The organism is Dyella acidisoli (assembly GCF_030160295.1).
In the GTDB taxonomy this organism is placed as follows: Bacteria; Pseudomonadota; Gammaproteobacteria; order Xanthomonadales; family Rhodanobacteraceae; genus Dyella_B; species Dyella_B acidisoli.
Genome location: NZ_BSOB01000051.1, coordinates 42,295 through 54,560, shown reverse-complemented (window position 1 = coordinate 54,560; position 12,266 = coordinate 42,295). Strand labels below are relative to the sequence as shown.

The 12,266-nt window shown below is 60.0% G+C and carries 10 protein-coding genes; 5 read left to right on the top strand and 5 right to left on the bottom strand.

The features are described from left to right. Positions 1 to 566 precede the first annotated feature (566 nt). Entirely contained in the window at positions 567 to 1,190 is a 624-nt protein-coding gene (locus QQJ86_RS19720) for a class I SAM-dependent methyltransferase (protein ID WP_284322691.1), read from the bottom strand. A gap of 190 nt (positions 1,191 to 1,380) precedes the next feature. Continuing rightward, positions 1,381 to 2,772, bottom strand: coding sequence for a cytochrome C (locus QQJ86_RS19715; protein WP_284322690.1), 1,392 nt, complete (start codon positions 2,770 to 2,772; stop codon positions 1,381 to 1,383). Positions 2,773 to 2,900: 128 nt separating this feature from the next. Here QQJ86_RS19715 and QQJ86_RS19710 point away from each other — a divergent pair, with 128 nt between their 5' ends. Beyond that, positions 2,901 to 3,233, top strand: coding sequence for a high-potential iron-sulfur protein (locus QQJ86_RS19710; protein WP_284322688.1), 333 nt, complete (start codon positions 2,901 to 2,903; stop codon positions 3,231 to 3,233). A gap of 86 nt (positions 3,234 to 3,319) precedes the next feature. Here QQJ86_RS19710 and QQJ86_RS19705 read toward each other — a convergent pair whose 3' ends face one another. Further along, entirely contained in the window at positions 3,320 to 4,102 is a 783-nt protein-coding gene (locus QQJ86_RS19705; protein WP_284322687.1) for a hypothetical protein, read from the bottom strand. Positions 4,103 to 4,347: 245 nt separating this feature from the next. On the opposite strand from QQJ86_RS19705, the gene QQJ86_RS19700 reads away from it, so the two are divergent. Then, on the top strand, positions 4,348 to 4,974 hold the full coding sequence (locus QQJ86_RS19700; protein WP_284322686.1) for a phosphatase PAP2 family protein: 627 nt from the start codon (positions 4,348 to 4,350) through the stop codon (positions 4,972 to 4,974). A 488-nt stretch (positions 4,975 to 5,462) separates the two neighbouring features. Next, positions 5,463 to 6,590, top strand: coding sequence for a hypothetical protein (locus tag QQJ86_RS19695; RefSeq protein WP_284322685.1), 1,128 nt, complete (start codon positions 5,463 to 5,465; stop codon positions 6,588 to 6,590). A gap of 250 nt (positions 6,591 to 6,840) precedes the next feature. On the opposite strand, the gene QQJ86_RS19690 is transcribed toward QQJ86_RS19695, so the two are convergent. Together QQJ86_RS19690 and QQJ86_RS19685 are read right to left on the bottom strand one after the other, a co-directional pair. Further along, positions 6,841 to 8,241, bottom strand: coding sequence for a histidine kinase dimerization/phospho-acceptor domain-containing protein (locus QQJ86_RS19690; RefSeq protein WP_284322684.1), 1,401 nt, complete (start codon positions 8,239 to 8,241; stop codon positions 6,841 to 6,843). Between the two features lie 4 nt (positions 8,242 to 8,245). Next, positions 8,246 to 8,905: a response regulator transcription factor gene (locus tag QQJ86_RS19685; protein ID WP_284322692.1), complete on the bottom strand. Its 660-nt coding sequence runs from the start codon at positions 8,903 to 8,905 to the stop codon at positions 8,246 to 8,248. Positions 8,906 to 9,238: 333 nt separating this feature from the next. Between QQJ86_RS19685 and QQJ86_RS19680 the strand changes: the two genes are divergently transcribed. Together QQJ86_RS19680 and QQJ86_RS19675 are read left to right on the top strand one after the other, a co-directional pair. Beyond that, on the top strand, positions 9,239 to 10,351 hold the full coding sequence (locus QQJ86_RS19680) for a glycosyltransferase family 9 protein (protein ID WP_284322683.1): 1,113 nt from the start codon (positions 9,239 to 9,241) through the stop codon (positions 10,349 to 10,351). A 319-nt stretch (positions 10,352 to 10,670) separates the two neighbouring features. After that, complete coding sequence (locus tag QQJ86_RS19675) at positions 10,671 to 12,191, top strand: ArnT family glycosyltransferase (RefSeq protein ID WP_284322682.1); 1,521 nt, start codon at positions 10,671 to 10,673, stop codon at positions 12,189 to 12,191. The last annotated feature ends 75 nt before the right edge of the window (positions 12,192 to 12,266 follow it).

Genomic DNA, 12,266 nt, shown 5'->3' with positions numbered 1-12,266 from the left:
TGCCAACCATGATCGCGCCACGCTCTTCCGCGCTCAGGTGGCTGTAGTGCTTACCCATGACGTTCCTTTGGGAGAGGGTGTTGCACTTGAGTTTAGAGACCGCCAACCCAAAGAAATGGCCTGAAGAGCTCATGGCGAGTGGAAGTTACAAGCTTGAAGGATGACGCCTTGCTTTGATCAATGGCGGGCCAAGCTTCCACCGCGCCGCTATACCGCGAGGCGTCGAAGCATTGAGGGCTTAAAGCGAGCCCTGCGACAGGTTGAGCTTGGCTGAGCTCCGCCCGATCTGCTTTAAGTCCTCAGCGCTTCGACGCCTCGCGGTATAGCGGGAGCGTCGAACCTTGGGCAACCAATCACCTATCTAGCCATACACGTTCAGGCTTTTCCCTTACCCATGCTGTGAGCCTTTTAGGCCATTTCTTTGGGTTACTTTTCTTTGGGCCAGCAAAGAAAAGTGACTCGGGCGCCTACGGCGTCCGAAAGCGCCGCAGGCAATGCCCCAACAAACGACATACCCAGCTGAGGCGAGACGCTAATCAGGCCGAAGGCCGAAGGGAGAGGGGGGCTCAGTCGTCGCGTCGACGCAAACGCAGATAAGTGAATGCCTGAGTCGATCCCCATGGCGTAACGTGCATGTCGCGTGCCGCTGCCATGCGTTCGAATTCGCTGCCAAACAGCGCACTCAACGCGTCGGCGTCGTAACGTGCCACTTGTAGGCCGCTGCATTGGGTAGGACCGTTCGCGGCAAACGTCGCCAAGATCACCGTGCCGCCTGGAGCAACGCTCCGGCGTACCGCCTCCACGTACGCCGACCTGACCGACTCGTCCGTCAAAAAATGCAATACCGCGCGGTCATGCCACAGCGCGTAGCGGCGGGTAGGCGCGAAGTGTGTGACATCTTGCACCAGCCAATGCACCCGACGTGCTTTGGTAACACCCAGGCGTGCCTTGGTCTGAGCAAGCGCGCGCGAAGAAATGTCGAGCACGCTAACGTCTGTGTGACGAAGATCCAGCAGATGGTCGACCAGCGTGGACGCACCACCACCCACATCGATCAGCGGTGCATCCAGCGCTATCCCGCTGTCGGCGATGAACGCCAGCGACGTGTTTGGACGCGTCTGGAACCAGCTGACCGCATCGGCGGTTTTGGTCTCGTAGACCTGTTCCCAGTGATGGCGGGGGTCGACCATGCGGCGTGTACTCGGGCGATATCGCCGCCATTATCCGCCTGAAGCGCCGATCAGTGCATGATCGCGTCCGCTTGCCGGCGGGGCACCTCAAGTCATCTGCAAAAATTCCGTGTAAATAGTGATATCAGCAAGCTAGTCAGCGCGATGTGGCAGCTGCGTGCGGCATCGCGCCAGACATCCGCGGGGCCGTTCAGAACGCGAGCCACACGTAGAAATAGAGCGTGTTGTTGTCCGTTGCCCGCCGGCCTGCACCGTCCACGTTGTACACGAGCCCGTTGAAGCGTGTGTACCAGGTGTATTGCAAACCCAGTCGCACGTTGACGTACGGTTGTGCCCAGGAGCTGGCTTGCCCGAATGGATTCCAGTTCAGCTCCACGATGCCGCCGTTGGTATTGGGGCTGCCGTTGTTGCCGTAGAGCGTCAAATCCTTGCTGCCGTCATCGGCGAAAGCGCCCAGCGTTGCGCCCCAGGTGTTCTTGTACCAGTAGCTGACGTTGGCATTGAGTGCGTGCAGATTGTTGTGCAGATTGGACGAACCACCCGCTACATACGTTGCATCCAACTGCTGCTGCTCCGTGAGATAAAGCATGTTGGCGGTAACGATATGGTTGCTGCCGTTCAACAGCTGGTAGCTGGCATCCACGCCAAGATCACGGAACTTGTCGGTCGGTCCGGCCATTGCAACTGCGTTGCCTTGTGCATTGATGCCGACCTGGCCACGCGCAGCGTTGAACAGGAATCCGCCCAGTTCGACGTTGCCATTGGCAAGATTCCACGTGTACGCCACGCGTGCATAGGGCGATACACCGGACAGCCGACCGGTAAAGTTCGCATTGACATCGCGCAGAAACGCCGGTGACAGCGAACGATAAGCGCCGGCTTCCACGTATAGAGCATTGTTGAACTGCGTATAGGCGTTGAGACCCACCACTTGTTGTGACAGACCACCCATCAAGATCGGCGTGGCGACCGGGCCGAAAGCGAGATTCGGCGACATGTACGGAAACTGCCAAGCCGGCGCCGTGTTGAATACGTCGGTCAGACTGGGATTGTTGTTGAGCGACACCCCCCAGATCGCGGGTTTCCCGCTAAAAGTAAAGGAGCGCGCATAACGTAGATCGCTGTTATCCCAACCCAGCAGCCCGCCATCCTGCGAATAGGTACCTTGCGCAAGGATGCCGAGGTTGTCGGTAATGCGTCCCGCCACGAAGATCGAAGCCTGCTGCAGCTCGGTGTTGTCGTTGGTGTTGAAGTTGTTGGCCGGCGGAGACGTTTGCGCCTTTGCCGTATGCGTGTACGTTTCCACCACCATCAGCGACAACGGCACCTTGGTATCACTGCCTACCTTGAGGGTGTAACCCATCAGCTTGAACTGGCGGCCGAAAGGCGTGAGCTGTGGCCCGAATCCGCCGATGTGGCAAGCCGTGCAGGGCTGATGCGTCTGGCGTGCGAATGCCGGTACGGCGCGGCTGCTGGTTGGAAACAACAACAGCAGCAATACCAGCATGCTTAAGACAAACGCCGTCGTGCTGGCCAGCAGGCGATTCCGCGCCGCGCGAACGAGCGTACGTACGATGACCATCTTTCTCCCCCAGCACCGAAGTTGGGCAAAGCTTGCTTCGCGGGAGAACGGGCTCGTTTGATTTGGATCAAACCGACGGCGCTTCGCGTACGTAACCTGACATCGTTCCATCTCACTTGGAGAAGGCCATGTCGCATCGCGAAGAAACGTTCGAATCGCGCCGCCGGTTCCTGCAACTCACAGCTGCCACAGCGCTGGGTGCTTGTCTGGGTGGCTGGTCCTTGTTCACACGCGCGGGTGACTTGCCGCATCTCACCATTACCGATCCCACGGCCAAGGCGATGAATTACGTCGAAGATGCCGGTGCCGCGAACAACGCGCTGTACAAATCCGGCAGCATCTGCGCGAACTGCCAGTTCTACCATGGCCCGGATGTGGGCTACGGTACGTGCCAGCTTTTTCCAGGGAAGGCAGTGAACGCCAAGGGATGGTGCACGTCGTATACGTCGAAGAAAGCGTGAGTGCAGCGCGTTTTCTTCCGCCGTTGCGTGCGAGCTTGCGTATGACGCGTGGCAGGAGTGAGCCATGCGTCTGGCAGTGACTCACGTCAGATCGGTATCTCCAGAATCGCCTTCACCGTCCACTTGTCGCTTGCATCGTTCAAGCCGCGGCCAATGCCGAAGTTGAAAGGGATAAGACCGCGCGTCACGTCCACCGCAGCAAACAATTGCTGGTTCTGCTTGCGCGCCGGATCGAACTGGCCGATGCGGCCGAAATCGTTGTAGTACTCCACGCCCAGCGCCGTTCCGGCCCACACGGTTCTCGCCACCTTCAGCGCAGGTGCGAAGTCGGAACTGCTGCTGCCGTAGCGTGGATGAAACGTGGCATCTACGACGGGGTTGAAGGCGATCAGCCACAACGGGCTGCGGTAGCCGATGATCGGCCGCAACTCGACCGCGGGCCGTCCTTGCTCCAGGCGCTCGTTTACGGCGGATATTTCCACGTTCAAGCCGAGGAATGGACCCGAGCCGCCTTCGGCCGGTTTAAGCGGAATCCATTTGAGGCGTACGCGCGGTCCGGCGAAATAGTTGGTACCAGCAGCGTCATGCAGGAAGGGCAGATAGAGCCCGGCCTCAAGCGTATCGGTAATACCGTAGGACCACTCCATGGTGGTGCGAAAGCCGTGATCGGGCGGAATTTCACCGGGATAGGCGGGTGTCGACCGACCGTCGGGCGTCGTATTCAAATGCAGTTCCAGACCCCATTGGCCGCGATGATTGATGCTGTCGTCGTATACCTGGATCTCGTCGGTGAGATCGGCATGCGCGAGAGGAGCAGCCACAGATGCGAGCATGAACAAGGCGAACGGCAGTACACGTCGAAGCAGCATGCAAGGGAACCGGGGAGTGGTGGGTGTTTAAAGGCATGAAGCATTGCAAGCGTCGCTGAGCGCTGGCTTATGAGCTTTCATGAAATCCGTGACAAGCATGTGATGTTCACGCATAACTTCGTCAGTGCAGATCGTCGCGGCCGGTACAAAGCGCAAATTTCACCCGACGCTAAGCGAATCCAAAGACTGGAGGCTTAGTGTCGCAAGCACCAGCAAGGATCGGCCTGCATACGCGGATGTGCGTCGTGCGCGTGTTACGTTCCATGGTCGTGTTGTCCATCGCGTGCCTGGTTCCTGGGTACGTGCGGGCAGGTGGCGGTTTCCTCGGCATCGATCATCGCGTGGCCTACGACAACTCGGGTGTCTGGAATCGCAACATCCAGAGCGGCCTTTTGTACGGCTCCATTGCCGGTGTCGGCCTGGGTGCGCTCGCGTTCGGCGATCAAGACAAATTCGGCGATACCCTCTGGCGTTCCGTGGATGCGATGGTCTTCACCGGCGTCACTACGGAGGCGATGAAATACACGTTCCAGCGTGAGCGTCCGTCGCAGACGTCTGATCCAAATCGGTTCTTTCAGGGCTCGCACGCGCAGAGTTTTCCCAGTGGCGAAGTGGCGGCGATTTCCGCAGCGGTAACGCCCTTCTTGGCCGAATACGGCTCGGATCATCCAGTTGTGTATGCGTTGGCGTTGTTGCCTGCCTATGACGCCGTGGCGCGCGTGAAGACGCGCGGACATTGGCAGAGCGACGTGCTGGTAGGCGCGGGGGTCGGCGTGGGATTTGGTATCTATGCGTCGAAGCGCAATTCGCCGTTGATCATCAGTTGGCTGCCGGGTGGGTTCAAGATCGGCTTCGTGCATCACTTCAAATAGGTCGCGCTGACAGCACCGGAATGGTAAGCGTAGGCTGGGTCAGCGCAGCGCAATCCAGCAATAATGGCCGAGATTTGTTGGGTTACCCCCGGATCAAGTCCGGGGTAACCCAACCTACGAACATCACGGCTTACAGACTTAGAACGATCTGATTCATTGCAATGAACATGGTGCGCCGACAGCGCATGCATTCAGCATTGTGCGCAATGTGTGAAGTCTGTTGCACGTGCCCTTGTGTTCCTGTTTTGTATTCGATTAGGGTGCGCGCGTTCGCCCAATTGGGGAGTGGCGAACACATTCGTCGTGCAATCCATTCAATGCGTCGTCTGTCCGGGCTCGCGCTTGGGCAAGCGTGGGTGGCGTGTATTCGGCGAAAGCAAACTCAGTCGTATGTGTACGTTGTGCGATCCCGCTAAAGCGGCGCGAACAACAGGTGTTACGCCGTGGCGGGTACCTTCCTTTTCTTAATTTCTGCAGAGGGGAAACACATGTTCGATTACGCAAAGCGCGGTCTGGTGAAAGCAATCGCTGTGTCCGCCTTGTTTGCTGTCTCCACCATTGGGGCATCCGCAAGCGATGTCTCGTCGGTCACCAATCCTTATTCGCCGGCTTACGGACATGGTTATCGCCATGGCGTAGTGCCAACCCGGGAATCCCTGCGCAACATGAACGCGTTTGAGGCGCAGAACAAAACCACCGCCGCGCTGAGGGCTAGCTCCAAGACACTTTCCTACGGCGGCGGCGTCGACGGTATCGGCGTTACCAGCGGCTCGCCCAAGGTGTATCTGGTGGTTTACGGTAGCCAGTGGGGAACCGCCGGTACGGATGCCAACGGCAATATGACCTTGTCCGGCGATGCCAGCGGTGCAGTGCCCTATCTGCAGAAGTTGTTCAAGGGGCTGGGCACCAACAACGAAACCTGGTCCGGCACGGTCACGCAATATTGTGATGGTTCCACAGTGGGAACCGGTGCCACATCCTGTCCCACGGGTGCGCCGAAAGTCGGCTATCCGACGGGCGGTACGGCTTTCGCGGGCATCTGGTACGACAACTCCGTTGCGTCGCCGTCGCAAGCGACCGGTGCGCAGTTGGCGCAAGAAGCGATCAATGCAGCGGCGCATTTCGGCAACACCACCGCAGCATCCAACCGTTATGTTGAATACGTGATCCTGTCGCCTTCAGGCACGCACCCGGATGGGTTCAACACGACCAGTGGTCAATTCTGCGCATGGCACGACTACAACGGCGACCAAGGCGTCAGCTCGCCCTATGGCGACATCGCCTTTACCAACATGCCATACGTGCTCGACATGACGACCAGCTGCGGCGAGAACTTCGTCAATAGCGGTTCGGCGGGTGTGCTGGATGGTTTCTCGATCGTAGAGGGGCATGAGTACGCCGAAACCGTTACCGACCAGAATCCTGCTGGCGGCTGGACCAATCATCAGAGCCGGAGTCGTTACAACGGCGAGGAAATCGGCGACGAATGCGCCTGGATCACACCAGGCACGGCCGGCGGTTCTGCCAACGTGGTGACGGCGACAGGCACCTTTGCGATGCAAACCCTGTGGTCGAATGACACTAATACCTGCGCTATCTCTCATCCTGTGCTGTAACACGCTGAGTGCGTGGCCGCCTCTCTCTATAAGAGAGGCGGCTGCGTAACCTCAACGGCCGTCATTCCCGCGAAAGCGGGAATCCATTTGCTCTGATGTAAAAGCGAAGATGGATTCCCGCTTTCGCGGGAATGACGACCTTGAGGGTGCGAACGTCATCTCGATCTGCGCGACAGCTGTATAGGTTGGGGTGAAAACCCCAACATTGCCATTCATGCACACATCGTGATGTTGGGGTTTTCACCCGAACCTACGTGGGCGTTGCAAGCACACTCGCCTGCAAATTCCCGTCACGCAGCACCAACTCCATCCGCAACGACTGCGCGCGTGCCGCCGAAGCGGCCAGCGCCAACCCAAGGCCGGTATGCACGCCGGCTTCCTTGCCTTTGCGCCAGAAGCGTTGCTTCATGCGTGTAACGTCCTCGCCGGTGAGGTCCGGTGCAGGATTGCTTACGCACCAGTCAAGCGCCGTGCAGCGCAGTTCGACCGTGCTGCCAGAGGGTGCGTACGTAAAGGCGTTGCCCAGCAGATTGCCGAGCACGACGTCGAGCAGCGCGGGATCGGCCATCCATGTGACGCCGGGTTCGATGTGTGCCTCAAGCTTCAATGCGCGTTCCTGCAGGCGATGTCGATGCCGCTCGATCAAAGCTTGTGTGAGCGCACTCACATCCACGTGTTGCAGCGACAATTGCTCGATGCCGGCTTCGATGCGCGTGAGCAACAACAGTGCCGTCACCATGCGCTCCATCTTTGCGCCGATATCGCCGATATCGATGAGCAGTTCGCGCGTATCGCGGTCGCTGGGGTAGCGCAATTCCACTTCAATGGCGGTACGCAGCTCGGCCAATGGTGTGCGCAGCTCATGCGCTACGCCACTTGCGAATTGGCGTTCGCGCTGCAGCCCTTCTTCCATGCGCGACAGCACTTGATTGAAGTGCGTGATCAACGGCGCCAGTTCTCGGATGTTCGTGCTGGCCAGTCGCATGCTCGGTGTATCGGGGCCGATCTTCTCCATCGCCTCGGCCAAACCGGATAGCGGGCGCAGGCTGCGCATCACCAGCAGCGGCGTCAGCACGGCGACCGCCAGTAAGCCCAGCACGACGCAACCGAATTCGATGCGATCCATGGATTGCTGGAAATCCACCACTTCGCTGCGGTCGACCGCCAGGCCAAGCACGCATTCCGATGTGTCTGCTGTGCCGCCCGGCGCGAGATTGGCATCAGCCGAAAAGCGCAGCGCAATGGCACGCAGATCTGTGCGCTGGCGATCGGAGAGGTCCGCAAATGCGATGGATTGTCCTTGCGCCGGCGCGGGCCAAGCGAGCTGCGCCGCTTGGTCAGACGACACGACGTGCTGGCCGCGGCAATCGATGCGGAAATACACCGTGCCGTCGTCCGCGAGGAACGATGGAATCCAATAAGAGGGAAAAGGCTGTGTAGAGGCCTTGGTTTGGGTAGTGAAAATATCCGCCAGCGCCTGCGCGCGCTCCAGCAAGTTGGCGTCGGCGCGCTGCGCCACTTCGTTGTCGACGCGGATATCGATTACTAGCGTGGCGGTGCCAAGGATCGCCACGATGGCCGCGATAACCAGCAAGGTGGTGCGAAAGCGCAACGACATGGCAGGTTTGCCGGAAGCGGTCGGCATCGTCATGGTGTCAAGCTTTGGGAATCAGGTAGCCGAAGCCGCGGCGCGTCTGCACCAGTTCGTCCATGCCGGCTTGTTCGAGCTTGCGCCGCAGACCAAATACGAGCACTTCCACGCTGCGATCGGACGCATTGGATTCGCAACCGGCCAGCCGTTCCAGAATCTCGCCGCGCGAAAACGCCCGGCCGCGATGCCGCAGCAGTAGTTCGAGCAAGGAAAATTCGCGTGGCGTGAGCGACAGCGGTTCACCCTGCACATGGACCATGCGCGCGACGGGATCGAGGCTGAGTTTGCCAACGGTTAGACGGGGTGTCTGCGCATCTTTCGAACGGCGCGCGAGCGCATGCAGGCGCGCAACCAGTTCATCGAATGAAAACGGCTTGACCAGGTAGTCGTCTGCGCCTCGGTTGAGCGCATCGATGCGATCAGAAATCTGGTCGCGCGCCGATAGCACCAGCACGCGTGGACGCGATGCGCGTCCCTGGATATGCCGGAGCACACCCAGCCCGTCCATGCCGGGCAAGCCCAGATCAAGCACGACCAGTTCGTATTCGTAGGTATCCAGGTGCTGGCAGGCCGCGATGCCGTTGGCGGCGGTATCCACGGTGAATCCGGAAGCACCCAGGCCACGCCCGAGCGAGTCGCGCAAACGTATGGAATCTTCGACGATTAGAACGTTCAGGACGGCCTCTCCGGTCGAAAGAACGATAGTTCCGATCTATGCCACGCAAAACGTTTCGACAATACCTGTCATGACAAGTGCCGCGACGGCGTTCGAACAGAATGCGGCGGACATCTTTCAGTGAGCTGACGGCGCAGGTTCTTGCACGACAGCTCAACCTCCTCGAACCCCTTACAACGCCGTAACATACCGGTAAGTCTGGCCTAAGCCAGCACCGACACACTGCTGCGGCGTGCTCGCCAGGGATGTGGAACTGCGTGATGAACATGGATCACTCACGTTGAAACACGCAGTCAAAGCAATCAAACCGTCAGGTGTCCTTTGAGCACACTCACTACCGATCCGCTTGCCAGCGGCATTCCTCGCCAGGGTATTTATCGCATTCTGGTGTGCCGGCCGAATCATCGGCTCGGCAACATGCTGTTGATGACACCGCTGATCGCCGAACTGGAACGGCTGTACAAAGGTGCGGAAATCGACATCGTGGCGGAAGGCCCGCTGGCCGCCGATGTGTTCGCCACGTTCTTCAGCGTCAAGAACGTGTATTGCTTGCCACGCCGCGGATTCAAGCATCCGGTGAGCTTTCTTGCGCTGATCGCGCGTATTCGCAAGACCCACTACGACCTGATCGTCGACCCCTGCGTAGGCTCCGGTTTCAGCCGTACACTCGCGCGCATTTTCCGTGGGCGTTACAAGCTCGGCTTCGATGATGCGGAAAAGCAACCACGTGGCCTGACTCACGTGGTGCCGTCATCGATGGCGCCGCGGCATATGGCGCGACGTCCGGTGGCGCTGGTGCGCTGGCACGCTTTGCAGGCGCAGAACGAAAGCCTTGCGTTTCCAGCGATGGATATTCGGCTTACCGAAGGCGAGCGTGCCAGCGGCAAGGCGTTTATCCACGATTTGCTGGCGGAATCACCGCCGCATGATGCCGGTCGCACCATTGGCATCTTTGCCGATGCAACGGGAAACAAACGCTATTCAACAGAGTGGTGGAACGAATTCCTCGCCATGCTGCAGGCGCTTTCGCCGCAAAGCCGGTTCGTGGAGATCGTGCCTGCGCACGGTCGCTCGATGCTTGATTCGCGCTGGCCGAGCTACTACTCCAGCCACATTCGCCGCATGGGTGCGGTGATGTCGGCGGTGGATCTGATGATCAGCGCCGACTGCGGCGTGATGCATCTGGCCGTAGCTTCGCAGGTGCCGACGGTCGGCATGTTCTGCGTGACCGATGAAAACGTATATGGGCCGTATGGCACGCGTAGTACGTCGTTGTCGACCCGCGATATCTCCGCACAGGATGCGGCAGCCAACGTGGTGAAGGCGTTTCCTGATCTGTTTGGTGCGTCATCAGCGGCCAGCGCGGCGCTGCCTCCTTCCTCCGGGGAAAACATCCACCCGTTTCCTTTTCCCAAGGGGAAAGGGGGGCGGTGAGGGGCCACAGCTTGCCTCGAACTTCCTAAGTGAGCCCTCTCCCTGTGGGAGAGGAGCCTGCCCTCGACCCGATCGGGGGTGCCGAGAGGCGGGTGAGGGGGCGGGCGAAGCGCGGTACTGACGGCTTACACAGTGTTTTTCACTGCGCGCTGATCGCACCCTCACCCCAACCCCTCTCCCGGAGGGAGAGGGGCTTATTTCCGGGTATCCCTCAGCGCTAAAAATCCGCCTGCCACCTCCGTCCCTTACAATCGCCGGCTGAGCTTGCGCTGCCAAGGCGCAAGCGCCCGATATGTCGAATTCAAATCCGGAACCCTACATGCCGAACGACCGCATCTTGGAGCAGCGCTTGCGGCCCGAAACCATGCGCGCCACGCGATGGTCCCTGATCTTCGTGATCTGCTTCGGGCTGCTGCTCGGCTTCGCCTTCCAGGGTACGCGCGGCCTGTGGAGTCCGGACGAGGGCCGCTACACCGTTGCCGCACTGCAGATGCTCGATACCGGCAATTATCTGGCGCCGGCTTACAGCCCCGATGAGGTCAACTTCTCCAAGCCGCCGACCACCTACTGGGTGATCGCCGCTTCGGTGAAAATGTTCGGCCGCAACAGCTGGGCGGTGCGTACTCCCTACGCGCTGGCGTTCTTGCTCACGCTGCTGGTGCTGCATGCGATGGGGCGCCAGCTGGTGCCACAAAAGCCGTGGCTGCCGAGCGTGGTGTACGGCTGCGCGGCGGCGCCGTTCCTGGCAGGCAATATCGTCAGCACGGATGCGTTTCTCACCTTGTGCGAAGCGCTGGCCATGCTGGGCTTTCTGCGTGCGGCGTTCGATGAAAACGAGCGCGGACGCAAGCGCTACGTGCTGCTGATGTGGCTGGGCTGGGGCCTGGCGTTTCTCACCAAGGGGCCGCCGGGTTTGATCCCGCTGCTGGCGGCAATTCCTTTCATCGTGCGCCGAGATGGCTGGCGCGGATTGGGCCGCTTTTTCCCGTTGAGCGGCATTGTGTTGTTCCTGCTGGTGGGGCTGTCCTGGTACCTGGTGGTGGTGATTCGCTACGCGGGGTTGCTGGAGTACTTCCTGCATCAGGAGGTCTACAACCGCGTGTTCACCGCGGCGCATAAGCGCAATGCGGGGTGGTTCGGCTGGATCAAGATCTACGTGCCGGTGCTGGCGATCGGGCTGCTGCCGTGGTGGCCCGCGGTGGGACGCGTGCTGCGCCGTTGGGTTTCCGCCGTGCGTCTAGGCACCAAGAACGAGCCCAGCGTCGAGCTGTTCCTGGCGCTCTGGTTCCTGGTGCCCTTCGTGCTGTTCTGCTTGGTGCAATCGCGGTTGCCGCTGTACATGCTGCCGCTGTTCGTACCGTTGTCGCTGCTGTTGGCGCTGGAACTGCGTGATCGCGTCGATCTCAGCCAAACCAAACACAAGCTTTTGCTGGCCGCGTGGGTAGTGGTGTTGCTGGCAGTGAAGGGTGGCGCTGCCTATGCCTGGCACTCCTCGAACGACAACCGTCAGGCCGCTAGCGAGTTGAGCACGGCCACGCCAACCGATCGCTACAAGGCGATCATCTTTGTCGAGAACACCGACCTGGATTACACCATCGAAGAGGCCACCCCGTGGGGGCTGCGCATGTACCTGGGCAAGGTGGTCTACGGCATTCCCTGGCTGGCGCCGCACGGCGGCGAGGCGCTGTGCCACGCCTTGCACAACGAAGGCAAGGCGCTGGTGGTGGTCGATCCGGACCTGGGGCCGAAGGCGGCCGATACAGCGCTGGCACAGTGCTCAGGGAAGGTTACCGAGCTGGGTACCTGGCGGAAGAATGTGTTGAAGCTGGTTGAGCTTTGACCGCGTTTTGCTCCTTCTCCCCCCGGTGAGAGGGGGGCAAAACCGCCCCGTTATCCGGTCCATACACCCCCCATC